The sequence below is a fragment of the Anaerobacterium chartisolvens genome (assembly GCF_003337415.1).
Lineage (GTDB): Bacteria > Bacillota > Clostridia > Acetivibrionales > DSM-27016 > Anaerobacterium > Anaerobacterium chartisolvens.
Window position 1 is genome coordinate 1 of record NZ_QPJT01000032.1, and the last position, 26143, is coordinate 26143.

Genomic DNA, 26143 nt, shown 5'->3' on the forward strand with positions numbered 1-26143 from the left:
AAATACGCTCTGAAAAAGGAAAACCACCGCCAGAAACACAGTAAAAAGCTTTTTCTTTGACATAAAAACAGACCTCCCTATTAATTTGCGGTACATGAAACTAATATTTATTATTCCTTTATATAAAATAATGAATAACCATGATTATATATTCACAAGAGATTTATGTAAATATATGTTTGATTTTGAATATATTTTCTTAATTTTCAAAGAAGGGGGTTAAGACAGGATAGGGACGGTTATCCATTTTAGAAAGGAAGATCCGCCCCATAGCATCATTGCATTACTTGTATTTAGCTTGGTATTTTTTACTATAATTATAATGTTCTATTACAATATCCTTAAAACTCCTTCCAATCCTTCTGTCGAGTTCGGTCCAACACATATTTTAAATTCACCGGGCTCAACAATATAATTCATGTTTTCGTTATAGAAGCCCAGACTGCTTGCGTCAACTTCAAAACGAACCTTTTGCGTTTCTCCAGGCTTTAATGCTATCTTTTTGAAGCCTTTTAGCTCCTTTACAGGCCTTACCCTTGAAGCAACTAAATCGCACACATATAACTGCACCACTTCTTCCCCGAATATACTTCCGGTATTGGTAATATCAACCTCTGCAGTAATTACTCCATCCACACTTGCTTCAGAAGGATTTATACTAAGATTTTCGTATTTGAAAGTAGTGTAACTCAAGCCGTAACCGAACGGATAAAGTGGCTCAGTGGGGCCATCTATATACTTGGAGCTAAATCTGATCTTTCCTGCAGGTCTTCCTGTCATTGGATGGTTATAGTAAACAGGAACCTGCCCTACTGAGTACGGGAAGGTAACAGTAAGCTTTCCGCTTGGGTTGTAATCTCCAAAAAGGACATCAGCTATTGCATTACCGCTTTGCACTCCCAACTGCCACGCTTCCAGTATTACAGAGGCATTCTCTTTAACCCAGGGAATAGACAACGGTCTTCCATTAATCAACACTACAACCAAGGGCTTGCCGGTTTTCTTAAGCTCTCTAAGCAGTTCTTCCTGCTTTCCTGGCAGAACAAGGTCAATACGGCTTCCCGCTTCACCGCTCATTTCCGCACTCTCCCCTACTACGGCAATGACTATATCCGATTGTTCTGCAGCATATACTGCCTGCCCTAAGCCACCGGTATCATCATCAATTATTCCGCAGCCTTTTGCGTATATTACTTCCGTATTTTTATTAATTACGGCTTTAATTCCTTCAAGCACGCTGACCGCATCCTCTTGCTTTCCGCAACCTGCCCAGCTGCCGAGCATATCTGCCTTGTTATCTGCCAGCGGTCCTACAACAGCTATTTTTTGCACATTTTTACATAACGGCAAAGTATTATTTTCATTTTTAAGCAACACAATGGAACGGCGTGAAGCTTCACGGGCTAATTCAACATGTTCCGCTGCAAGCAATGTATTTGCTTCCTTTTCTTCATCGGTTCTGTACGGCTTCTCAAAAAGTCCCAGCATGAATTTTACTCTAAGCACTCTTCTTACCGCTTCATCGAGATCCTTTTGCTGTAACGTTCCTTCCGATACAAGTGCAGGCAGGCTCTCCCTATAGGTACCATGGCTCATGTCTACCTCAACACCTGCAAGCAAGGAATTTAAGCTGGCTTCTTTATCATCTTTTGCATGTCCGTGCATTACACATTCTGCGATGGAATTTGCATCGCTCACTACAAGGCCTTTAAACCCAAACTTATCTCTTAAAATATCACTCATAAGGTATTTGTTAGCCGCGCATGGGACACCGTTGAGATCGTTAAACGAACACATAAAAGTAGCCGATCCGGCTTTTGCAGCTGCTTCGAACGGAGGCAGATACACCTCATGAAGTGTTTGCAGCGACATGTCTGTGGTATTATAATCACGGCCGCCTGCAACAGCTCCATATGCAGCATAATGTTTAACACACGCAAGAACCCTATCAGTATTTGATAAATCATCACCTTGAAAACCCTCAACTCTGGCAGCAGACATTGCACTGCCCAAGCACGTGTCTTCTCCTGCTCCTTCGGCAACTCTGCCCCACCTTGGATCACGGGCAATATCAACCATAGGTGCAAAAGTCCAATTTATGCCTGCAGCAGATGCTTCTTTAGCTGCGATTTCTGCTGTCTTTTTTGCAAGTTCAGGTTCCCAGCCGCAGGATTCCGCGAGAGGTATCGGGAATATAGTTCTGAATCCATGTATTACATCAAATCCAAAAAGAAGAGGTATACCAACCCGTGATTCCTCCACTGCAATACGCTGGAGTTCATTTGCTTTTTTAGCGTTGGTTATACCCCCCAAAGAGCCAACAGTGCCTTCGCGTATTTCGTTTTCGTGATAATCACGGGGCATCTTTTCGAATTCTTCGACAGTGATTTGTCCATCAACTAACTGCTGTATTATCTGGTCCATATTCCAGGCTCCAAATATTGAAGGTGATATCTGGGTTAGCTGTCCTATTTTTTCCTGAAGAGTCATTTTCTCCAGCAATTCATTTATTTTTCTTTCTGTCTTTTCATTTACAAAATCCAATTGTTTGTTATACATTTGTATGCCCTCTCTTATAATAAAGCTTAGTAGAGAATGTTTCACTGTATAGGATGCAATAAAGATTTTACAAACATGGAGGATATAATTGCTTACAGAAATTTTTAACTACAACGAAAAGACGCCTTGCGGGGAAATGTCTCACGGGTATGTCATCAGGCGCTTTTCGGAAGATGTATTCCTTACGGGTGAAAAAAATTTCTTCCATCAAACTATATCCCCCATGTAAAATCTTTATTGCTAAATATATGGTACAAATTGCCTTTGTACAGACAGCGAGTTGTATCGCATTTATTAGGTGCAGCTACTGGTTAGGTGATTATTTCTTAAAATTAAGCTCTCTATAATTTTTATATTTTTCTAGTTTAACAAGCCCGCAATTGCAGTACCTGTAAGAGTTGCATTTTCTGTTTTGGCAAACTCGCAGAATATGCCTGATTCTTCATTGAAATACTCTCTGATATAATGATCAAGCTTGCCTCTAAACAGTTTTGATTTGTAGAAGGTTGTACCTTCGGCAGCTACACATACCGGCAATAATGGGTTTTTACCTCTTCCTGTTTTTACAATAACTGCCGCAAGGTTAATGGCAGTCAATTTAGCTGCTCTTTCAATAATTGCGTCGATTATATAGTACAGAGTCAAACGGTTATTTTCGTTGTTAATACTTTCTGAATTTATACACCTACCCAGAACATTATCTTTTGAGTAAGGATAGTAACAGAAATCATCTATGTCACGTGAAACAAGCTCTTTTATGCCAAGGAGGTTTTCTGCGGCTTTATCTGTAAACAGCCCATCTTGTGCAGCTTTCTTCATAACTGTCATAAGCAATTTTCCCTGATATGCACCTGAAATCATTTTTTCAAACTGCTGGCTGCCCGGATCAGAAGTTGTCAAATCAAGCTGTTCGTCCAGTTCTCCCCTCGTTGCTTTTCCGTAACCGCCGGACTCAATATTTATCATAGTTGATCCTGCAGCATCTGCCAGATCTCTGGCTTTTTTTATTTTGCTGTTTTCCTCTATATAACATGTGTTAGTACCCGTACCGAGAATAAAGCCTATATAGCTGTCAAACTTACGATCCGGGTGCGCGGCTTTCCCTCCAAGCAATGTTGCAACCGTATCATTTAACAGTACAATGCTTTTCTTATTCGTATAACCCTTTTGTTTTAATGCCTCAAGCAGACTGCTTCCTATCTCCACACCATGCATGCCCCTTACTCTAACCTCCTTGTTAAATCTGATGAGCTTTCCATCCTTGTTGGGAAGTATTTCTGTAGGGTATGAGAAGCAGAAACCAATTTTATTGCTTTTATTTATAACGGACTCAAGGTATCCTGCAATTGTATTGAAGAACTCATCCTTGCTGATTTCACCATTGGTTCCGGGCATGGAATACAGCTTAAAATCGTCTATAGCGGGCTTTTTGTCACTGTCAAAGGTAACAACTGCCACCCTGAAATTTGTGCCTCCTGCATCAATTACAATTACAGGCTCGTTAACCGGGATATCGCCCTCAGGGTTCAGGTAAGTACACAGCATTTTCAATGTACTCTCTTCACCTGCCAGGCCTCTGTCCATATCCTCAATAAATGTTCTCGAATCCCTTGCCAGATCTATTCCTTCATGATGCATCCTGTATTTCATTAAGAAGGTGTTTACTTTCTTTATTATTTCGTTCATAAGTACCTCCCTTAAAATAAAAATTGTCTCATGTAATTTCTGCTGAGTATAATAGACTTCTTAATTGACTCCTGTGTATCTTCAAACGCCTTATCCTCAACTTCTATACATGCATATCCCCTGTATCTGATATCTGTCAAAGCCGACACGAACTTACCCCAGTCCACGTCACCAAGGCCCGGGAGCTTCGGAGTCATATACTGCAAAGGTGTGGCCATTACGCCTACCTGCTCAAGTTTATCCTTATACAACTTGATATCCTTAAAGTGAACATGAAATATTCTATCCTTAAATTCATAAATAGGTTTGATGTAATCCATCTGCTGCCACACAAAGTGCGAAGGGTCATAATTCAAGCCAAAATTAGGGCTTGGAATCAACTCAAACATCTTTCTCCAGATAGCAGGAGTAGTAGCAAGATTTAATCCGCCCGGCCATTCATCCTTTGTAAACAGCATCGGACAATTTTCTATGGCTATCTTTACATTATTTTCTTCAGCCAGCTTTATAATGGGCACCCAAACAGCTTTGAACAAATCAAGATTTTCTTCAACTGTTTTATTTTTGTCTCTTCCGATAAAGGAAGTAACCGTACCTACTCCCAGCATATTTGCGGATTTGATTATTTCCTTTATATGGTCAATATATACTTTGCTCTTTTCGCTGTCAGGATCAAGCGGATTTGGATAGTAACCCAATGCCGAGATCTCAACGCCTTTTGCTTTTGCAAATTCAACTATTTCAGCAGCCCTTTTTTCATCCAGAGTATCTACGTCTATATGGGTTACTCCCGCATACCTTCTTTCTGCCTTGCCTTTAGGCCAGCACATTAGTTCCACACAGGAAAATCCGTTTTCACTTGCGTAAGTGATAACTTCTTCATAAGTAAAATCACCAAGTATCGCACTAACAAATCCGAGTTTCATCTAGTTTCATCCTCCTTAAAATCATTAAAATTTATCTGTGAAAATTATATATTTAGCAATAAAGATTTTACATGGGGGATATAGTTTGATGGAAGAAATTTTTTTCACCCGCAAGGCGTCTTTTCGTTGTAGTTAAAAATTTCTGTAAGCAATTATATTCTCTATGTTTGTAAAATCTTTATTGCATCCTATATAGTAGATTATTAACGTTAAAATTTATTTGTAATCGTTTTCTTTTTTTATGTTTCTATTGTAACATTATACTTCTAAAAACACAACGCTTATTACGGAAAACGATTACGTTTATTCCACTTTGTTTGCTGCCGCCCAGACATCAAGCTGCCTCAGTATTTACAGGAGTTAAATCATAAGCAAAACCTATCGCTTTGGAAATGGTAGCACTTTTATTATACTTCCAGGTCTGTTCCCATATTATATCTTATTTTTACGGGCCCAAGTAAACCAGACGGATCTATAGCCATATTAGTAGACATTGGATCCCGTACTTCTCTGATTAAAGTATTTGTAACATCAATCTGAAGCGTATTCACTCCCAGCTTTAGAAGTCTGCCGATATCAAAGCTGTAAGGGGGACATATCCTTATGCCTGCCGATTGTCCATTAATTTGCACATCTGCAACTTCAAATACTCTGCCAAGCTCAATCACTGCTTTATCCGGCTGAATATCCATGTTGAATTCGGTAATATATCGGAAGGTACCTGAGAAATCCGGGAAGTAATCCGGTGATGACATATTCACAAGGTTGTCCAATACAAACTCCCTTGTGAAATCAGGGTACTCAAGGGATGCAGCAAGTGAAACCTTCCACTTTCCTTCAATAATTGCTTCTTTATGGTTCTTATATGCCTCAATAAGCTTCACAGCCGTTAATTCAGAAAAGAAATCATTGTCAACTTCACCGGATATAATTACAGCCGATTCATAGCATGAAAGTTTTAACAGAAGACTTGTTGTATTTCCTTCCTTATTTCCATTCAGTGGTACAAGTTTATTGTCAAATGCATTGTACAAAAATAATTTACCTTCAGACTTCAGGCTTACTATTGTATTTATATGGTTTACGGGATGTTCATTAAAGAACATGTATATATCTGTGTCCCCTCTTCTATAGTGATAATAGCGCAGGTATGGCTCCTCATCCGAAAGACTGATATCATAAATTCCTAATGAGCGCAGCTCTTCTGCCAGACTTTCAAGATTTGTTACCCTGCAATCCTTCAAGTCTTCAAGAATTGCTCTGCTTCTAACCGGATCGGGCTCTCCGCAAATGCCCTCCGGCAAATCGTTGATAAAGATAACTTCAAATCCTTTAGCATTTGCAATAAATTGTGCCAAATCTTTTGTAATGTTTTGACTGTAAGGTATAACCAGACATCTGTAAGCCTCACCGTTAACATAAAGCTTTCCATCCCCAAATCCGGCATTATAAGCGTCCATATTGCTGAATATGTCGGAAGGCAGTATATCATGGTCAATCTGGCTGTTTGCAAGCCTATGTGCAGGCTTCTGGAAATACATATATTCTCCGCTCCATTCTGCCTCAGCATGATAAAGAACAGCAACAGGCGCTATGTGCAATCCTCCGTTCAGCAGGTGGCACATGCGGTTTGTATATTCCATCAAATGCTTAAAGTATCTGAACTGAGGATTCCTTCCTCTGGCATAAAAATGCGGAGGACAGTCGCGATCAGGAAATTCCTTTGCAGAGAAGGCATGCGGTACTATGTGGTTTATTCCCCTGACCAAAACATGGTCTACCATCCATTTGTTGAGCTTGACCCCTGATGCCCATCCCGAAGCACCAAAGATTTCGCATATGGTTCTCCCTTTTTTCTTTGGATCTATATGTCCAAGGGAAGATCCCAGCTTTGAAAGCCCAAAATGGAAAAATTCATTGTCAGGGCCTTGACCAAGAGGCGGATTTGTGTAGTTGACAAATCTGGGCAGTACCTGCTGGCCTATAACATCTATGCCTGACATATGCTGTCCCCAAAGCGCTCGGAAGAAATGACCTGCCCCGCACCCAAGCCTTGCATGGACATTCTGGTCTTCTATTACATGCCCGATATATTCTACGTTATGCTTTTTGCACCATTCTCCGATTTGCCCTGCAAAGTTCTTGGAATAAAGCCACGAAACGATATTCATATACTTGTATCTTACTTCCCAGGTTCTCTCTACTGCATTCGACCACAAGCATGGCAAAAGACGTTTGAACTCACTTCCAAACTCCTTTTTCAGAAGAACTTCAACATCCTTGCTCCAGGGAAGTACCATATTCTTTCTTCCTATGGATTCGTCAAAATTGAAGCCTTTTGTATTGCCAAAGCTTGGTTCATCTGAAAAAAAGCCTGCAAAAGTGCCGCCGAAGTCCTCCTTATATCTTACATAATGAGGTTCATGTACAGCATCTATCAGTACCCTTACGGAATCGGCATCTATTATATTGATATAGTCAGGATTTCCGCCCCAGCTGCGTGTGATAATTATAGTAAAAATTCTCCATGGACCTTCGGGCAAATCCCAGTACAATATACCATCACATACCTTGGAGGTCATATCTATGAGAGTTCCGTCAACACCTTCTCCTTCCTCACTTCTACGCGTGGCTACCACTGCGAAAAGCTCATCGTCCATATACAGCTTTTCACCAGCGTTCATCCAATCAAACCTGTTCAGCCAGTCTCCAACAAAAAATGCTCCATCTTTTAACGGACCATCCGCATCTATACTTTTTATCGTAAGATATTTCTTGCCCTTTTCATGATATTTATCCCTGATATGACCATTGGCAAAACCAGTTGGAAAATGAGCGTCATCCAGCACCCAAACCCTCATTCCTCTCTGTCTGGCTTCATCCATAATAATGTCCATATCCCTCCACCACAGGGGACCTGCAAAATCCGGATGAGGTCTGGCTTCTACACAAACAGCGCCAATACCCGACTCATTTATTCTCTTCATTTCGTCACGTAATACTTCCTCTTCCTCACCATGCTGCCAAAAAAAAGGCAAAATATAGTTTTCTCCTTTTCCTTCAAGAACTTCACGCAACCGTTTATCCATAATTACTCCTCCAGTTTTAATCATTTATAAAATCAGATATATCCCGGTGTCATAAAAATTAGGCACTCACTAAGGAGCGCCATTATTATTTTTTTTAATTATATTTATTATTCTAGTATTCCTTAAATACTCATTTATCCCTTAACTGCGCCTAAAGCAATACCTTTTACGAAATACTTCTGGAAGAATGGATACGCACATAATATTGGTACCACGCCAACTGCTGCCATTGCCATTCTTACAGTTTCAGCAGGCAGGTTTGTGGTTGATAATCCTGATTGGTTACCTGTATTTGTTGTCTGCAGGAATTGAATGTCTATCATTATACGGTTTAAGACATTCTGCAAACTGTACAGTTTCTGGTCTGTAAGGTAAATTAACCCGTTGAACCAGTCGTTCCAGTACATCAAGGCTGAAAGTAAGCCTATGGTGGCCAGTATTGGAAGTGACATAGGTATAACTATCATCATAAAGGTCTTTATTTCTCCCGCGCCGTCTATTTTTGCCGACTCAAGCAATGCAGATGGAATATTTGTTGAAAAGAAAGTTCTCATAAGCATTACAGTAAATCCGTTCAACAGCAAGGTCGGAATTAAAAGAGCCCAAATTGTGTTTTTGATATGGAAGTACTGTGTATATACAAGATATGTTGGAACCAAACCACCATTAAAGAGCATTGTAAAGACTACATAGAAATTCAAAATTTTGCGGTGGGGCAAATCCCTTCTTGACAACGGATAAGACAGCATTGCCGAAATCGCAAGGGAACTTAATGTCCCTACAACCGTAATAAATACTGAAATAAAGTATGCTCTTCCTATTTCAGCTCCTTTAGCCCATAAATACATATAGGCTGTCAAGCTAAACTTTTCAGGGAAAAATGAATACCCGTTAGTACCAATAACCAACTCATCCGTAAAGGACGCTATAATCAGCAATACAAAAGGTAAAACACAGGCAATGGAGAATAGACCCAGAATTATATGACTCGCAGCGCGAATTCCCCTATCTTCAGCTATTTTCATAAAATTATCCTCCATTCCGTTTTAGAACAACGCACTTTCTTTATCGACCTTACTTACAATGAAATTTGATACAAGCACCAGAACAAAACCTACCATAGACTGATAGAAACCTGCCGCAGAAGACATGCCTATGTCACCCATCTGCATCAAACCACGGTAAACATAGGTATCTATTGTATTTGTGGTATCATAGAGCTGCCCTGAATCCATAGGCACCTGATAGAATAAGCCGAAGTCCGAATAAAATATTTTTCCTATTGCAAGGATCGTAAGCATTATTATGACCGGTCTCAGAAAAGGTAGTGTTATTGTCCTTATCTGCTGCCATTTTGTAGCCCCATCAAGTCTTGCTGCCTCATAATACTCAGGGCTTATTCCTACTATTGTTGCAAGATATATGATACATCCAAACCCCAGCGTTTTCCATACCTGTACTAACGGTATTATGAAAGGCCAGTATTTAGGCTCTGAATACCAGCTCACCGGTTCCAGTCCAAAGGCCGGTAGTATGGTATTGTTTATCAGCCCGGTATCTACGCTTAAGCCTGCATAAACAAGGTATGCAATTATAACCATAGATATTAATGACGGTAAAATTATAAGGCTCTGGTACATCCTTAAAAAGAATTTGTTTTTTATTTCATTAAGCAGTATAGCAAAAGCCACCTGAACTATTATTCCAATTATTATGAAGGCTACATTATACAAAATAGTATTTCTTGTTATTATAAAAGCATCTGATGTGGCAAACAGATACTTGAAATTTTCAAATCCAACCCAGTCACTGCCGAATATACCCTTTTGAAAGTTTACATTTTTAAAGGCTATTACCAGACCGAACATCGGCAGGTAGTTATTTATAAAAAAATATATTAGTCCCGGTGCCATTAATAAAAACAGCGGTAAATATCTTTTATAGTCAACTCTTGATTTAAGATTAACAGGCTTCTGATTTGCTTTTATTGCCGCATTCTTTATTACTGACATATCTCCCATATTCAACCCTTCCCTTTTAAAACCGTACAGCCCAACCAGCTCTTAGGTGATTGGGCTGATATACGGTTAATTAATGGTTATTTTACATTGTTTTGCTGTGCCCATGCGTCAAGTTGCTTTTGTTTTTCTGCAATAACCTTTTCTATACCCGCAGCTTTAAGTTTTGAAATGAACTGTGGGTAAATCTTCTCGGGATCAACGGCACCATTTTCAAGTCCCATTCTGTATTGCTGCCAGATGTTATTAAGAGCAACAACCTCAGACTTTACAGAAGTTGAATCAAATGCAAAACCCATAGCCTTGGAAATAACTGCACTCTCATTAAATTTCTTTGTCTGCTCCCAAATATCCGCAGGGTTTCCGGTCCATACGTGAGTAAGGAATTCGTTTCCGAACATCCAAGGTTGATTTGTGAAATAGCCTGAGGTCTTATCTGTTACCCCTGAAGGGAACCCAATTGTCCCATCAGATTTCTTCTCATAATGCTTTCCTTCTATACCCCATGCAAGCAGATTCTCAAGATCTGCATTTGTGTACATGAGATTAAGCATCTGCACAGCTTTATCAGGAGTTTTACATGAAACGGGAACAACCCACTGCCATAATGATACGTTAAACGTGGATGCAAACGGCTTGCTGTACTCCTGTACATAACAATCATATCCGTTTTGAGCCGATTCCTGTGTAGCTATACCCGGTTTGCTTGGAGATATATATGAGTATACCTTGCCTGTCTTAATCAGAGTATGCTGGTCTTCCTTGGAAGTAGCGATGCTTTGCATTATATAGCCCTTTTGATACCAGTCTCTCATCAATTTTAATTTATCTTTATATTCCTGAGATTCAAAGTAATTAACTACTTTAAGATCCTGACCATAATCCATAAGTACGCCGAAGCTGTCACTTAAAGTGTCATATTTAAAAGATGCTTCCACCTGAAGAATGCTCATTCCCTGTGAGCTGATTCCTAAAGGATATGCATTTGGCTCTTTATCTTTTATCGCTTTCAAAACATTTCCTATATCTGAAAAGGTTTTTATGCCGGACAAGTCGATGCCGTATTTATCAACTATATCTTTGCGTACTACAAATCCGCCGTTGCCACCTATCTCACTTATTGGTCTTACTCCGTATATCTTTCCGTTGACCATACTTCCCTTTAAGTAGTTGCCTAATGCATCTTTAACTCCCTGTCCGTATTCATCAAGCAAAGGGCCTATCTCCTGTATCCTGCCCTGTCCAACCAATGACGTATAAGTTGTTGGGAAGGTGATCATTAAATCCAGTTTTTCACCGCTCGACAGCATCAGATTATATTGCTGCATAGCTGCACCGAAATTAAGAGGCATAAGCTTTATTTTTGCATTGATGGCAGGTGTAACAATCTTGTTTACTTCATCCTCAACCAATTGCAGATCTGCCGGAATAGAACCTGTTACAAGGAATGCCATTGTTAAATCTACCGGTGGTCCCTGTGTTTCTGCTTTTGTCTTTTCAGCTGCATTTGCTGTTGAAGCAGTTGCTTCTGATGAATCAGCTTCCTTTGAGTTGCTTCCGCCGGAGCCGCAAGCTGAGAATACCATAAGAATTGCCATTAGTAATGCTATAAGACTAATTTTTCTTTTCATTGTATTCCTCCTTGAAATATAATGAGCTACACTTATAATTTAACACAGCGGAATAATGTCAACTGCTCCAACTCAAACTTTTTATTTGCACTTTTTTAACCTGTTTATGCATTCGTATCAATTAAGTTCTTTGTGCAAGCTTTTTCCTGAAATCAACCGGTGATAGACCTGTATACTTCCTGAACATCCTTGAAAAGTGGGAAAAATTTGAGTACCCCACATGTGCTGCCACATTGCTTACAGGCATATTTGTTCTGGACAACAAATCCTGTGCAACCTTAAGCCGCTCCTGCTGCAGGTATTCCGATACTGCCATCCCGGTTTCCTTTTTAAAAATCCGTGTCAGGTAAATGGGATTTAAAAACACCTTTGCGGCAATTTCCTCACAGGTAATCTCCTTATCTATATTCTGTGCTATATAGCTTTGGACCTTTCCTATGACAGATTGTGATTTTTCTACTTTATTTACACATTGAAGCGCCCTTTCAACATCATGGAGCATCCACTGGAGCATGTGCCTGACCGACCTTGTGGCACTGCTGAAATAAGCGATAGATTCATTGTCTTTAAAAAGGATGTGAGCTTGTATACTTTTACCTTTTAAAAACAAACTCAGCATCTGAACAAAATCCAGTTGAATCTGATGCATAACATTGGAATTCAGCTCCATTGTGTCCATCAGGTTTTGCAGATATTTTTCTATCTCTGAAAATAATTTATTCTTTTCACCCTGCTCCAGCATCAATGCCCATGTACTCATATCGGGCAGATTAATTTCAGTGCTTGCCAAACTGCTGTCACATAGGGCTATAACCTTATTTGTGTGCGTAACATTATTCAAATCCAGCATTATTAGTCTTTCCACCGTATTCCTTAGATCATGACTAAGTGCCGTACTTCCCATATAACATGAAAGTTCACATTCCAGATACCTTTGGCAAGCTGTTATATATTTGCTGCAATCTTCTTTTACCCCATTAAAATCTATATGTTCTGAACTCTCAATGTAAATCATGGCAATCAGGGCTCCATTACCGGTGTCTATGATGATTCCATTTCCGGATTCTTTTAGTATAACCTCCTGTGCAATATTTTTAAGAGCGAACTCCATAAGCTTTTCATCTCTGGGGTCCAGCTTCTTGGGCCATCTCTGCGTCCGTATTAAAATAGGAAAAACCTGCATTTCCTCAAGGCCTGGAAAATTGATCTCCAGTGCAGCTTTTCTCATATCTTCATGAGTAGAAGGAATCTTATGACTTAAAACATCCAGCCAAAAATGTTCTACAATCAGGGGCTGATGTTTAAGCCAGAGTTTACTGAAACGGGTGTTATCTATAATTTCACTTGCCTTTTTTATACTTTCAAGAGCCTTTCGCACAACTTTCTCCAATTCATCAGGCTGTGCAGGCTTCAGAAGATAATCAAGGCTGCCTAATTGTATTGCCTGCTTGGCATAATGAAAATCTGCGTGGCAGGTAATGAAAATACATTCTGTTTTCGGGAAGTGCTCCTTAACCCAGGTAAGAAGCTCCAATCCATTTCCTTGAGGCATTTCTATATCACATAGAAGAATATCGACCGAATGGATTGAAAAAAGCTCTTTTGCCTTACGAATGTTTGAGGCCTCATATATTTCAGATATACCAAGCGCCCGAAAATCCAGAGTAGATTTTATCCCCTCAATTTCCAGCAGTTCATCATCTACAATCATTAAGTTAATCATACACTCCCCTCCCCATTTTCAGCATTAATTTTTTCATCCGCAAGTTGAAAAGCCGTTTTGAGCGGTACCTCCATCTCCACTCTTGCGCCTGATTTCTCTCCGTTAGAAAATGTTATTGCCGCTTCGCCCGAATACAGAAGCTCAAGTCTTCTTTGAACATTCCATACACCTACATGTTCACCTTGTTCGTCTACAACGCGTCTTCCTTCCCGCAGTTCTTTCAAAACTTCTTCAGAAAATCCCTTGCCGCTGTCGCTAATAATAATCTTCATAAATTCTAATCCATCAATTTTTTTATATTGAACATTAACACACAGGTGTACAGGCTCGTCAAGAGATACTGCGTATTTCACAGAGTTTTCAACAAAGTTTTGAATTGCCAGGGGAGGTATTGGCTGTTCCAGCAAAAACTCTTCCGCCTTAACCTCATAGGTAAGATTCCCCGGGAAACGCAGTTCCTGTATCCGAATATAGTTTCGCACATGCTGCAGTTCATCTTTAAGTGCCACAAATTTGAGATTATTTTTGAACATGTACCTGAAGTATTGCAGCAGACACAAGGACATCTCCTGAATCAAATCGTACCTTCTGGTCTGGGCCATACGGTAAATAATATTAAGCGAATTCAGAAAAAAATGCGGATTTACCTGAAGCTGCAAATGTTCAAGTTCTGCCTTCTGCTTGCTCAGTTTCTCCTCATAAACATTGATTTTCAAATCATGAATTTCATCAAGCATGGTATTAAAAGTATCATTTACAAGCTTAAATTCGTCTGAGGTTTTATATTTTTTGATTCTTACTTCAATATTACCGTCTCTGATCTTTTTCATTGCAGAAATTATTCTGTTTATCGGTACCATAACTACCCTGTGCAGCAGAATCAGGCTGAGCGGCAGCAATAGAATTGAACCAAAAGCAATAGTATTTATTACATGCTGCAAAACCGGCAAATTTTCAAGGATTTTGTTATCCTGTATCAGAGCTACCAGATTAAAATCACCTTTGGTGGAATTTGCTCCTACCAGCAAATATTGATTTCTGGTTCCTGTAAGGTAATATCGGTTAAAGCTTTTCGTTAAATCAACATTTTCGTCGGTAACATCGTTTGAGCTGGTCATCGGTATACCGTCAGCCGTTGTCAGCATGGATGCACCGCCATTACCCATATTAATAAAATTCAAAGGAAACAACAGCTTCTTTACGCGAACCCAGGCACCGACGTATGAGGTATCGGATTTAAAGAGCCTCATGAGATAATATTGTTCGTTAATTTTTTCTGTTCGCCATCCCTTTGGATATAAATAGGCATCTACTTTTGGATCGTTATTTATCAAATCCGTAATATACGTTTTCATTCTATCACGCTCACTAAAGCTTTCACTCTCACCCATTCCATAGATAAAATCTTCACTCACTGTATTGTATATAAAAATACAATCCATGGATCTGTATGCAAGTATATCTTTACCAAGCTTGCTTGACAGATTGGCAGTGGACACAAGGCGGCTGTCTTCATCATATTGCAGGTTCAGAATTTGAAGGTCAGGATCGGATGCTGCCATAGTACTCAAATACGAATCCACAACATCAAGGCTGCTATCGATTTGCTTCATATATTGAAACAGCATGTTTCTATTTGACTCGGCTACCTGATTGTGAATTACTTTGATAGCATAAAGGTTGTTGTATATTAACAAACCAATAAGGGGAATCAGTATACAAATCACCCCGGCAACAAGTTTAAAGCGAAATGAATTTCGTGAAATACCCCTTATTTCCCCTGTCATGTACTTTCTCCCCTTCGCAACCTTCAATTTCAAACTTAAAACTGATTATACACTATCTTAAGTCCTTTTTTAAGGTTATAAATATTACCATTGTCTATTCCATCCATTTAATATCCAAATGCGGTTCGTTGCGTTGGATTTCCCTTACAGGTCCATTCGAGTAACCAATCATGCAGGCATTAAAGCTGAATTCTCCTTCAGGCAGTTCCAGTAATTTACTAATTTGAATTTACGTTGCAGCACATAATATACCTCCGAGAAATTTAGATTTGAACAAAAAATGGTGTTAAAAATATAAGACATCCCTGTTTGAGAAGTCTTATAATATTATTTTGAAAATTACTTTTTTAAAATTTTTCTTTCCATTTTCAGGTGCCGCTTTACCATATCGTATTCTTCAATATATAATTCATTTTCAAACTCAGACATGATAAAACCCTCAAAATCTGAATCCTGAATGATTGGAAGTATTTTATCATAAGGAATGCTTGCTTCTCTGTCATTTTCATCAAGGTAATGGAATTTACCATGAAACTCAAAACAATAAGGCATTATTGCTTTCAAACCTTCATAATCCGGTGCATTTGTAAACTGTACAAACCCGTACATTCCCTGAAGAGCTGCAAATACGGCACCGTTAGCACCCGCTTCCGCCAATTTTTTCTGAGCCTCTGCCAAAGGTACATCTTCATAACGCATTTTTGCCGCCATTTCCAACAGCTCCAACGATGCCCCGTTTTTAATAGCCCTATCCCAATGAGGTTTGTTTGGCTTTGTTGCAAAACAGCCAAAGTCAGGAATGAAGCCAAGATACTTCGAGCCTGTGTTTCCAATAGCCTTTAAACATTCCTGAACATATGGAGTAGAAGGAGTTTCCGGATTATGGATTTCAAGTCCCACTTTAATACCATAGGCTTCTGCATATGGAGCCAATCGTTCAAATACTTTCGGAGGTAAAACAAACTGCACCCTCATAACTGTACACCCCAGCTTATGGGCACTTTTCAAGTCGGTAATTGCAGCTGCCAGCATTTCATCATCTGTAAGATCCCTATCAAATCTCATCCCTCGGTCATTGCTTGCCGCATAACAGGAAGGCCCGATTCCATATTTTCTTTTCAAATAATTTACTTGACCTAAAAACTCATCGCTTATATACGGATAAGAAGGGATCATTTGTGCTGCGACTATTTCGTATCCTTCAGCCCCACACTCTGCAGCCTTTCTTACACAGTCTTCGAAGGAATATTTTCCTGTAGCATATGCCATTGTAAAGCTGAATAGTGTTACTCCCAGTTTAATTTTGCTCATTTTCATACTCCTCCTTATTCTACAACTTCCAAAGTTTTTTCACCGCAGCTGTCAAGCGGCATATAGTTGTGATCTCCACCTAAAGCCATATATGGTACTCTTAGCATCAATTTTATTTCGATATGATGCTTACCTGCATTAAGTCCACCATCTTTAATTACGCTTATTCTGGCTGGATTCCGTAATCTCCAGAACTCATTAAAACAGTACTTCAACTGGCAAACAGAAAACTCTTTACCATTCAATCCGAATCTTACAGTTTCTTCAGGCACTTTCTCTCCATCAACATATACCTCCAACAGATCAATACAGGACAAGTAGTGTCCTCTGTAATATGCTAATCGGATATCAAATTCAAACCCCGCATTATTGCCATTTACATATACATTTTTTAAGCTATTGTCACAAACAACGTCTACAAAAGCTATTCGTAAAGCAAATCCCATCTTGTTACCTCCTTATATAATTATGAATTATAAGAAAAACCGATCGAAAATAACTGTAATCGTTTTCTTATCTATTTCAATTGTAACTTAATAACACTAAAATTGAAAGTACTTTTTGGTTATATATCAGCTTTTAAAAAGTATTTCTTTTTATAAAAAATAAGGTTAAAAACTCAATAAGAATTTTTAACCGTTTTAATTTTATTCCTTAAAAATCATCAAGCAAGTTTTGGAGCTTTTGCGGCTTTTGTCTTCTGATAAGTATCAAAGCCCATAGCAGCAAGCAGGATAGTACCTTTAGCTATATACTGTGCGTATATGCCCAATCCTATGATTTGCATACCGTTTGCTAGTATACCTAGAATAAATACTGCTATTATAACGCTCCAAATCTTTCCTTCTCCACCCTGAATTGCTATACCGCCCAGTACTGCTGCCGTCAAACAGGTAAATTCACTGCCGGATGCCATGCTGGCATTTGCGGAGCCTGTTCTGGCAACGAGCATTATTGCTGCAACTCCGAAGAAAAACCCACCAAGGATAAATATCATCATTTTTATTTTATTTACCTTTATACCTGCAAGTCTTGCGGCTTCAGTATTTCCACCCACTGCGTAGATGTATCTGCCAAAGTAGGTAAGGTTTAAAATAAAGCTTGCTATTACTACAGCAATTATCATTATAATCGCTGGCAAAGGAATTCCCAAGACCGATCCCTGACCTATGAATTTAAAGCTGTCAGGCAAATTGTATATCGCCTTCTGATCTGTAAAAATATTCGAAATACCTGAGTAAATTGTCATGGTACCTAATGTTACCATCATTGAATTGATTTTAAGTTTAATTGCTAAAATACCGTTTATTGCACTAAAAAGCACACATACCGCAATTCCTAAAAGAACCGCCGCCCATATGGGCAGGTTCCATTTAACAAGACTTGTTGCCGCTACAACTCCACCGAAGCTAAGCTCATAGCCTGCAGCCAGGTCAACACCGCCGCTGATCAGAAGGAATACCATTCCCAGGGTAGCAACTACAAGATAAGAATTCTGCCAGAATATATTCAATATATTTGTTAAAGTTAAGAATTTGGGATTTATTATCCCAAAAACAGCAATACAAAAAATAAATACAAAAATAATTACATATTTTCTTAATATTTCGTAGAAGGAAAAGCCTTGTCCGGTACTTATACCTCCTGCTGTTTTAGTTTCCAGTGACATTTTATACCCCTCCGATTAATTATTCACCCGAAGCCATTTCCAATATAAGCTGCTGGCTGAAGTCGGTTTTTGTTAATTCACCTTTTATTATGCCTTCGGCCATTACTATGATGCGGTCGCTCATGCCCAAAAGCTCTTCCATATCCGATGAAACCATAATTATTGCTTTTCCCTCATTTGCAAGGTCACGCATAAGATGATATATTTCCTCTCTTGCTCCTACATCTATACCTCTTGTGGGTTCGTCGAATATTAGAATATCCGTATTCGCAGCCATTACTTTTGCGAGTACTACTTTTTGCTGGTTACCGCCGCTAAGGTTCAATACCTTTTGCTCCTGTGAAGGTGTTTTAATTCTTAAGGAATCACAGTAATATTTTGCCTGATCTTTTTCTGATTTACGATTCACAATACCGCTTTTTGATATCTTTTTAATGTTTGATATGCATATATTCCATTCAATGGAGTTTTGCAGAAAAGCACCATGATGTTTTCTATCCTCGGGTATCAGGCCTAAACCAAGTTCCAGAGCTTCTGCCGGAGATTTTATCCTTACAGGTTTACCCTTTATGAGAATCTCACCACTTTCCATCTTGTCTGCTCCAAATAGAACTCTCATTAGCTCAGTACGCCCGGCCCCTACTAAGCCCGCCATACCAAGTATTTCACCCTTTTTAACATTGAAATTGGCATTTTTTATACCGTTTCCGCTTATATTTTTTACTTCCAATGCAATATCCGAAGGTTCAACTTCTGGTTGCGGGTATGAGTTTTTGAGTTCCCTTCCAACCATCAGGCTTATTAAATCCTTGCGGCTTGTATCTTCTATATTTCTTGTTGTGATATATTTACCGTCACGCATAATGGATACCCTGTCTGCGATTGTAAATATTTCATCGAGACGATGAGAGATATATATAATTGTAATTCCATTCTGCTTTAGTTCATTAACTATTTTAAAAAGCTCCTCAACTTCGGCCATTGTTAATGGTGCAGTGGGTTCATCCATAATCAATATTTTTGCGTTTTTATTTATGGCTTTAGATATTTCCACTATTTGCTTATAAGCAGGACTAAGGCTTTGTACCTGCGCCTTTGGATTTATCTTTACATTAAATTTATCAAAAATTTTTTTTGCTTTTTGGTTCATTTCCTTAAAATCAACTAATTTTTTGTCTGAGATTTTCTCACCAATAAAAATATTTTCGGCAGCGGTTAATGATTCAAACAAGTTGAATTCCTGATATATTACTGAAACACCATTGGAAATTGCTTCCTGAGGAGTCATTTGCCGATAGGTCTTTCCATTTATAATTATTTCACCCGAATCCGGAGTAATAGCACCTGCTATAACCTTAATGAGGGTTGACTTTCCGGCTCCGTTTTCTCCCATTATCGCGTGTATCTCTCCTGTTTTGAATTCAATAGATACATCGTTGAGGGCTACAACGCCCGGGTATGTTTTAGTTATATTACTTAGCTTCAGAACTGTATTATCCATATTATTCAAACTCCTTAAAGGCTTACGGTGGGTATATTTAATATATCCACCGAGCCTCTATTTGTTTATGAATTTTACTACTTCAATTCAAAATTATTCAATTTGACCTTTTGCTGCAGCATCAACATTTTCAGGTGTTATTGAATATAGCTTTGAGAAATCCTTCTTGTCTTTTAATGTTCCTTTAAGTGCTGCTATTGCATTGTCAAACACCTTTTCGAATAATTCATCCAAGGATTTACCCATCATAACTGTTCCACGCCATACGCTCTTATTTTCAGTGGATTTCTTTATTGAATCAGCTGCAGGACCATTAAAATCCACTGCAAAAGTTGCAAAATGAGCCTTATCTTTAATTTGTGAGTTCAGTGACATTGCATATGCGTCTACGCCCATTGCCGTATCACCATTATGACTTAAAATTACTTTTACATTAGGATTGGTTAACATTAAGTTTTCTGCTGCTGCCTGACCGCCTTTAGGAGTTGTATCAACACCTACGGTTTTTACTACTTTTGCTTTTGGAGTTAATTTTGCAATTTCCTGCAAACCATCTCCTCTTTGTGCGGCTGTAGGCTTGTCTCTGTTTTCAAAAATTGCTACTTCTACACTGCCCGGAGCTGCATCAGGAAAAGCCTTCTCAATCCACTGTGCTGCCATTTCAGCTTGCTGCTTACCTGTAGCGAATTCATCCGAACCGAGGAAAACATCATATTGATCTGTTTCCTGCGAAAATGCTACTATTTTAATACCTTTATTCATTGCTTTTTTAACAACATCTGAAAGACTTGAAGGGTCTACTGCCATGATAATAATTTCATCAACGCCTAAAGAGATAAAGTTTTCGATCTGCTCGATCTGCTTTGTTGGGTTGAAATCTGATGATGCCACTTCAAACTTGTGACCTGCTTTTGTAAATTTGTCTGTAAGCTGGTTTGCCAGCAAGGACATGAAGTCACCCTCAGTAGACAAAGTGGAGAAGCCTATATAGTAGCTGGACTTTTCTGTGTTTTCAGGTGCTGCTGTTGAAGCCTCTGCTTTTGGTTCTGTGCTTTCTGTCTTTGTAGAAGCATCGGGATCTGTAGCCGCTTGCTGACCACAAGCTGCCATACCAAGTACAAATACGACTGCGAGTAACAAACATAAGATTTTTTTCATTTTGTATCCCCCTTAACAAGTTTTAATTACATCTTAATTATAGAACCGCAGGAAATATGTCACTACCTTAATGTCGACTTTATACTTTTCTAATTTCGACTTTTGCAATATATTTCAGTAAACGTTTACTGCCACTATATAAATTAGGATGCAAACTATCTAAAAAGAATGCCATTAATCAAAACAGCATCCTTACAAGAAAATTTCAAATTAAATTAGAGGGACTTATTTTACACTATTTCCCTTTGTCCACAAATCCAGCTGTCTTTGCTTTTCCGCAACTACACTGTCGACGCCGGCTGCCTTAAGCTTTGAGATAAATTCCGGCAGTATTTTTTCCGGATTTACTGCTCCCACACCCAGAGGTCTCTGGTATTGCTGCCATACACTTAAGCAGGCAGCATACTCATTTCTCACAGGAGTAGAATCAAATTGGAACCCAAATGCCTTTGACTTTATTGCGGTTTTATTAAATTCATCTACTTGCTTCCAAAGGTCTACCGGGTCGCCTTTCCAAACATAGGACAATAACTGATTTCCGAATATAAATCCCGAGTTCATACCATATCCTGTATTATATGCGTTGACTCCGGGCGGGTAGTCTATTGTTCCATCCGGCTGCTTTACGTAGTGTTTTCCTTCAATCCCCCAATCCAGAAGGTTAATAATTCTACTGTCGGTGTACATGAGATTTAGAAAATCCATGGACTTTTCAGGAGTTTTAGCGTAATAAGGAATAGACCAAACAAAAGCAGTAACGACATTAGTACTTGATATTATTGGCGCCAATGCTACAACTACCATATCTCTGGCACACTGCCTGCTTACCTGCCCTTCAATACCCGGTTTTATATCCTGCAGGAACGATGCAAGCTTTCCTTCCTTTACCAAAATGTATGAGGATTCGTTGTTATTAATAATACCTGGAAATATATAGCCCCTCCGATTCCATTTTCTCATGAGCTTGATCTGGGAAGCATATTCCAGAGTTTCATAATAATTTACTGCTTTTAATCTGTTATCCAGAGCATTCATAAGAACACCGCTAAAGTAGTAATCGCTTGCCAGCGTATCTCCGTTTGGAACCCTCATAGCTGTGTCTATACTATGCGTTGCTTCCTGTCCCGGGTAGAATGGAGCAATGTCAGGGTCATTTTCCATAACCAATTTAAGAATCGGCTCAATATCCTCTAAACTCCTGATTTTAGATATATCAATTTCAAGCTTTTCTACCAAATCTTTTCTTATGGCAAAGCCTGCAGCTTTAGCCTCATCTCTTAGTGTAGGTACTCCATAGATGTCGCCTTTTACTTTTGCTGCCTCCAGAAACTCACCAACGGACGCTTTTATTCCATGTCCGCCTTTTTCAATAAGATTGTTAAGAGGAAGCAGCTGATTATTGGCAACCTGTCCGGTAAAATCTATAAAACCCAGTGTCCCGGTTACTATCAGGTCCATCTTATCCTGCGAAGCAATCATTAATCTGCATTGCTGTGCATAATTAACAACGCTTATGCCGGTCATCTTTATAGTTGTGTTAATTTCATACTTTGATATTTTATTTACTTCACTAACAACTTCATTTATGTCTTTAGGGATATTCCCCAGCTGGGGATATACCATATTAAGCTGAGAAACCTTGTCACTTTTTACTTCTTCATTCTTTTTCGGCTCTGCCGGCCAGGATATCTTATTATTAGAATTACAGGAGGTAAAAAGCAGCAAAATAATTAAAATTACCGACAAATTAACGATCTTCTTATATCTCATTACTTGTGTGCTTCCTTTCGATAATCAATTGGATTCATGTTTGTATGCTTTTTAAACGCAGCTGAAAAGTGGGACATGTTTTTGTATCCAATAGCTACAGCTATTACACTTACAGGAAGCTCTGTCTTTGATAACAGTTCCTGTGCTTTATTGAGCCTTTCCTGTACCATAAATTTTGTTACAGACATTCCGGTTTCCTTTTTAAAAATTCTGTCAAGATAGTCAGGATTCAAATAAAGGTGATTTGCAACTTCTTCACGGGTCATCTCCTGTTCCACATTAACGGTTATATATTGTTTTACTTTATTGACTATTGTCTGTGTTTTTTCAACATCACCTGTGTAATCCACCACTTTCATGACTACATGCCTTATCCAGACCAGCAAGTCTCTTACTGAGTTATCGGAGTTATCATATAGCTTGACAGACTCTGTATCGTTAAAAAGCTTGTGAGCCTGTATGCCCTTCTGTTTCAGGGTTGAATAAACCATTTGCATAAAGTCGTGGTGAAATTCTTTTAGTTTACCTGCTTTAAAGCCTCTTACTTTCGACAAGCCGTCAAGGTAAGTTAAAATTTCTGAAAGAAGGCTTTCGCCCGAGCCTTCTGCCAGCATTATTGACCACATGCCCATATCCGGTAAATCTATATTATCAAGTACTTTATTTTGCTCGTTCAGTAAAAACACTCTATTGTCATGGAAAACATTATCCTTTTCCTGCTCATATAAATTATCCACCATCACAGGCAGTTCGTAGGCATAAGCCTCGCTGCCTATGTGACAGGCAATGTCACACTTCAAATACTCATTGCTTGCGTTTAAGCAGGCTTGACAGTCCTTTTTAAGAGTACCAATATCAAGCAAACGGTTGTTCCAAATAGAAAGAATTATGATGAATTTTCCTCTTTCCATTTCAATAAGCTGACCTTTGGAACCATCTTTTAAAACAACCTCGTTTACTATATTTTTAAATCCATACTCCATAAGCTTTTGATCCTGAAGGTTCCAATCGTTGTGCCAGCGTCTTATATTGAACAAAACCGGAAGAAATTTCATATTCTCCGCATACGGAATATTTCTGGCTTCCGCAGCCTCTTTTATAGCCTTTTGGTTAGTACGTATGGTTCTGTTAAGTATATCAATCCAGAAGTGTTCAATCACCAGAGGCTGATGCTTAAACCAAAATTCCCCGAATAGGCTTTTTTCAAGGAGTTTGCTTTCTTTGTTAATTTTTTCTATAGCTTTGGATATGGCTTTTTCCAGTTCCATGTACGGAACAGGCTTTAAAATATAATCCAGACTCCCAAGACGGATAGCTTCCTTGGCATAACTGAAATCTGCATGGCAGGTTAAAAATATAGACTCGGTTTTAGGGAAATTTTTTCTTACCCATGCTAAAAGCTCCAGCCCGCTGCCCTGTGGCATTTCTATATCACAAAGCATAATGTCTATTTCACTGTTAAAAAAAACTTCTTTGGCTTGTCGTATATTAAAAGCTGTAAACACTTCGGTTATGCCTAGCTTACTCCATTCAATTGAATTCTTTAAATCCTCTGTTATAATTATTTCATCATCTACTATTAACAGTTTCAATGGAAAGCCTCCTTTCTGCATAGTCTGTCTATATATTTTTAGGCAGGAGCATTTCAATGATTGCTCCGCCACCTTCACTATTTGTGCATATGAATTCTGCCTGTCCCTCATATAGTATCGACAATCTGCGCTGAACATTTCTGATACCGATATGCTCACCCTGTTCGTCTATAATTTTATGTCCTGCTTGTATTTTCCCTATAATATCTTCTGCAAAGCCTTTCCCCGTATCCTGAATTATGATTCTTATATAATCTTTTTCATTTCTATCAATGACACTGACTTTAATGGACAGTTGTATGGGCTCATCAAGTGTAACCGAATGCTTGATAGTATTTTCCACAAATGTATGAATAATAAGCGGAGGTACTGAGGCATCCATAAGAAACTCAGGAATATCTATTTTAGTACTCAGGCTTTTTGGAAAGCGCATTTCCTGAATCCTTATATAATTTTTTACGTGCCGCAGCTCATCCTTAAGAAAAACAAAAGGTGTATTACTTCTAAACATGTAGCGGAAGTACTCTACCAGACACATCGACATTTCCTGAAGAAGTTCGTAATTTTTTGTTCTGGCCAGTGTGTTCATAATATTCAGCGTATTAAGAAAAAAATGAGGTTTGACCTGAAGCTGCAAATGCTCAAGTTCCGCCTTTTGTCTGGTGATTTTTTCCTCATAAATATCAATTTTAAGATTTTGGATCTGAGTCAGCATATCATTGAAGGTTTCATTAAGGAGCAGAAACTCTTCGGATGTCTTAAACTGCTCTATTCGAACCTTCAGATTTCCTTTTCTGATCCTTTTCATTACAGTGAGAATACGGTTTATGGGAATTAATACTGTCTTTCTCAAAACAAACAGGTATATGGGCATAAGAATCAATGTAGCTGCTGCTACAAATATAACTATCCTTTCTATATACGGATAACCGGTTAGTATCTTGCTATCCTGCGTTATTGCTGCTATGCTGAAGCTGCCCTCTTCAGATTTTTCACCTACAACCAGAAATTTGTGTTCTATCCCGGTTAAATAATGCTTTTGAAAGTTTTGCTTTAAATCAATCCCATTAGCCAGAATGTGCTGTGAATAGTTCATGGGCTCTCCATGCTCTGTAACAAAAACAGAGATACCGTTAACTCCAAAATTCCCGTCGTTTATCTGAGCTAATAATTGATCTGCCTCAATCCAGCTTCCCACATAGGTATTACCCTTTTTTAGAATCCGTACAAAATAATATTTTTCATCAACCTGTTCCACCATCCAGCCTTCGGCAAAGAAGGAATTCGGATGAGGATTTCTTTCTATAATGTTCTTAATACTGGTTTTTGGGTCATTAAAAGCATTTGAATAATCAGCCCCGTTTTTCGCCAGAATAAACTCCCGCTTTGGCATTGAATAGATAAAAAGTCCGTCTATATACTTGTAAAGTAATATATCTTTTGATATTTTAATTTTTAAACGAACGTTTGCCAATACGGATTCATCCTCATTTGAGTATGACTCAATTTGGGATATATCGGTATCGGTACCTGCCAAATCCGCAAGATACTTGTCTATTTCCGAAAGATTGGAATCTATCTGATTCAGGTATAAGCCCACAACATTTTTGTTGGAAGCTGCAACCTGTTCACGTATGGCATTTATAGCATAAAAGTTGTTATACGCAAGCAGCATAACAAAAGGCATCAGAAAAATCAAGACGCCTATGATTAGTTTAAACCT

18 protein-coding genes are annotated in these 26143 nt (G+C 38.7%); 1 reads left to right on the plus strand and 17 read right to left on the minus strand.

Annotated elements, in window-relative coordinates:
* Positions 1 to 330: 330 nt before the first annotated feature.
* On the minus strand, positions 331 to 2559 hold the full coding sequence (locus DFR58_RS18920) for a glycoside hydrolase family 3 N-terminal domain-containing protein (protein WP_114299657.1): 2229 nt from the start codon (positions 2557 to 2559) through the stop codon (positions 331 to 333).
* A gap of 88 nt (positions 2560 to 2647) precedes the next feature.
* Between DFR58_RS18920 and DFR58_RS21980 the strand changes: the two genes are divergently transcribed.
* On the plus strand, positions 2648 to 2788 hold the full coding sequence (locus DFR58_RS21980) for a hypothetical protein (RefSeq protein WP_170138230.1): 141 nt from the start codon (positions 2648 to 2650) through the stop codon (positions 2786 to 2788).
* 131 nt (positions 2789 to 2919) lie between these two features.
* On the opposite strand, the gene DFR58_RS18925 is transcribed toward DFR58_RS21980, so the two are convergent.
* From DFR58_RS18925 to DFR58_RS19000, 16 genes are all read right to left on the minus strand, one after another.
* A complete protein-coding gene (locus tag DFR58_RS18925) occupies positions 2920 to 4245 on the minus strand; it encodes a hexokinase family protein (RefSeq protein ID WP_114299658.1) in 1326 nt (441 codons plus the stop codon).
* An 11-nt stretch (positions 4246 to 4256) separates the two neighbouring features.
* Positions 4257 to 5171, minus strand: coding sequence for a sugar phosphate isomerase/epimerase family protein (locus tag DFR58_RS18930; RefSeq protein ID WP_114299659.1), 915 nt, complete (start codon positions 5169 to 5171; stop codon positions 4257 to 4259).
* 407 nt (positions 5172 to 5578) lie between these two features.
* Positions 5579 to 8260, minus strand: coding sequence for a glycosylhydrolase-like jelly roll fold domain-containing protein (locus tag DFR58_RS18935; protein WP_114299660.1), 2682 nt, complete (start codon positions 8258 to 8260; stop codon positions 5579 to 5581).
* Positions 8261 to 8394: 134 nt separating this feature from the next.
* Entirely contained in the window at positions 8395 to 9285 is an 891-nt protein-coding gene (locus DFR58_RS18940) for a carbohydrate ABC transporter permease (RefSeq protein WP_114299661.1), read from the minus strand.
* Positions 9286 to 9306: 21 nt separating this feature from the next.
* The gene (locus DFR58_RS18945) at positions 9307 to 10281 is read right to left on the minus strand and encodes an ABC transporter permease (RefSeq protein WP_341457414.1); all 975 of its coding nucleotides are present in this window, start codon (positions 10279 to 10281) and stop codon (positions 9307 to 9309) included.
* 77 nt (positions 10282 to 10358) lie between these two features.
* The gene (locus DFR58_RS18950) at positions 10359 to 11909 is read right to left on the minus strand and encodes an ABC transporter substrate-binding protein (protein ID WP_114299662.1); all 1551 of its coding nucleotides are present in this window, start codon (positions 11907 to 11909) and stop codon (positions 10359 to 10361) included.
* 121 nt (positions 11910 to 12030) lie between these two features.
* Entirely contained in the window at positions 12031 to 13632 is a 1602-nt protein-coding gene (locus DFR58_RS18955) for a helix-turn-helix domain-containing protein (RefSeq protein ID WP_114299663.1), read from the minus strand.
* On the minus strand, positions 13629 to 15245 hold the full coding sequence (locus DFR58_RS18960; RefSeq protein WP_207659283.1) for a sensor histidine kinase: 1617 nt from the start codon (positions 15243 to 15245) through the stop codon (positions 13629 to 13631). Before DFR58_RS18960 ends, DFR58_RS18955 begins: the two co-directional genes overlap by 4 nt.
* Positions 15246 to 15758: 513 nt before the next feature.
* On the minus strand, positions 15759 to 16730 hold the full coding sequence (locus tag DFR58_RS18965; protein WP_114299665.1) for a sugar phosphate isomerase/epimerase family protein: 972 nt from the start codon (positions 16728 to 16730) through the stop codon (positions 15759 to 15761).
* 14 nt (positions 16731 to 16744) lie between these two features.
* Entirely contained in the window at positions 16745 to 17176 is a 432-nt protein-coding gene (locus DFR58_RS18970; RefSeq protein WP_114299666.1) for a C-glycoside deglycosidase beta subunit domain-containing protein, read from the minus strand.
* Positions 17177 to 17394: 218 nt separating this feature from the next.
* Entirely contained in the window at positions 17395 to 18399 is a 1005-nt protein-coding gene (locus tag DFR58_RS18975) for an ABC transporter permease (protein ID WP_114299667.1), read from the minus strand.
* A gap of 19 nt (positions 18400 to 18418) precedes the next feature.
* Positions 18419 to 19900, minus strand: a complete 1482-nt coding sequence (locus DFR58_RS18980) for a sugar ABC transporter ATP-binding protein (protein WP_114299668.1) — start codon at positions 19898 to 19900, stop codon at positions 18419 to 18421.
* Positions 19901 to 19993: 93 nt separating this feature from the next.
* On the minus strand, positions 19994 to 21058 hold the full coding sequence (locus DFR58_RS18985) for a sugar ABC transporter substrate-binding protein (RefSeq protein ID WP_114299669.1): 1065 nt from the start codon (positions 21056 to 21058) through the stop codon (positions 19994 to 19996).
* A 225-nt stretch (positions 21059 to 21283) separates the two neighbouring features.
* Entirely contained in the window at positions 21284 to 22828 is a 1545-nt protein-coding gene (locus tag DFR58_RS18990) for an ABC transporter substrate-binding protein (protein ID WP_114299670.1), read from the minus strand.
* The gene (locus DFR58_RS18995; protein ID WP_170138231.1) at positions 22828 to 24420 is read right to left on the minus strand and encodes a response regulator transcription factor; all 1593 of its coding nucleotides are present in this window, start codon (positions 24418 to 24420) and stop codon (positions 22828 to 22830) included. Before DFR58_RS18995 ends, DFR58_RS18990 begins: the two co-directional genes overlap by 1 nt.
* A 28-nt stretch (positions 24421 to 24448) precedes the next feature.
* Positions 24449 to 26107 carry a sensor histidine kinase gene (locus tag DFR58_RS19000; protein ID WP_207659284.1) on the minus strand — a complete coding sequence of 553 codons (1659 nt, stop codon included), beginning with the start codon at positions 26105 to 26107 and terminating at the stop codon, positions 24449 to 24451.
* Positions 26108 to 26143: the final 36 nt, after the last annotated feature.

Bases quoted from the DNA above. Each gene is read 5' to 3' on its own strand.
- DFR58_RS18920 (WP_114299657.1), bottom strand. From the start codon at position 2,559: ATGTATAACAAACAATTGGATTTTGTAAATGAAAAGACAGAAAGAAAA.
- DFR58_RS18925 (WP_114299658.1), bottom strand. From the start codon at position 4,245: ATGAACGAAATAATAAAGAAAGTAAACACCTTCTTAATGAAATACAGG.
- DFR58_RS18930 (WP_114299659.1), bottom strand. From the start codon at position 5,171: ATGAAACTCGGATTTGTTAGTGCGATACTTGGTGATTTTACTTATGAA.
- DFR58_RS18935 (WP_114299660.1), bottom strand. From the start codon at position 8,260: ATGGATAAACGGTTGCGTGAAGTTCTTGAAGGAAAAGGAGAAAACTAT.
- DFR58_RS18940 (WP_114299661.1), bottom strand. From the start codon at position 9,285: ATGAAAATAGCTGAAGATAGGGGAATTCGCGCTGCGAGTCATATAATT.
- DFR58_RS18945 (WP_341457414.1), bottom strand. From the start codon at position 10,281: ATGGGAGATATGTCAGTAATAAAGAATGCGGCAATAAAAGCAAATCAG.
- DFR58_RS18950 (WP_114299662.1), bottom strand. From the start codon at position 11,909: ATGAAAAGAAAAATTAGTCTTATAGCATTACTAATGGCAATTCTTATG.
- DFR58_RS18955 (WP_114299663.1), bottom strand. From the start codon at position 13,632: ATGATTAACTTAATGATTGTAGATGATGAACTGCTGGAAATTGAGGGG.
- DFR58_RS18960 (WP_207659283.1), bottom strand. From the start codon at position 15,245: ATGAAGCAAATCGATAGCAGCCTTGATGTTGTGGATTCGTATTTGAGT.
- DFR58_RS18965 (WP_114299665.1), bottom strand. From the start codon at position 16,730: ATGAGCAAAATTAAACTGGGAGTAACACTATTCAGCTTTACAATGGCA.
- DFR58_RS18970 (WP_114299666.1), bottom strand. From the start codon at position 17,176: ATGGGATTTGCTTTACGAATAGCTTTTGTAGACGTTGTTTGTGACAAT.
- DFR58_RS18975 (WP_114299667.1), bottom strand. From the start codon at position 18,399: ATGTCACTGGAAACTAAAACAGCAGGAGGTATAAGTACCGGACAAGGC.
- DFR58_RS18980 (WP_114299668.1), bottom strand. From the start codon at position 19,900: ATGGATAATACAGTTCTGAAGCTAAGTAATATAACTAAAACATACCCG.
- DFR58_RS18985 (WP_114299669.1), bottom strand. From the start codon at position 21,058: ATGAAAAAAATCTTATGTTTGTTACTCGCAGTCGTATTTGTACTTGGT.
- DFR58_RS18990 (WP_114299670.1), bottom strand. From the start codon at position 22,828: ATGAGATATAAGAAGATCGTTAATTTGTCGGTAATTTTAATTATTTTG.
- DFR58_RS19000 (WP_207659284.1), bottom strand. From the start codon at position 26,107: ATGCCTTTTGTTATGCTGCTTGCGTATAACAACTTTTATGCTATAAAT.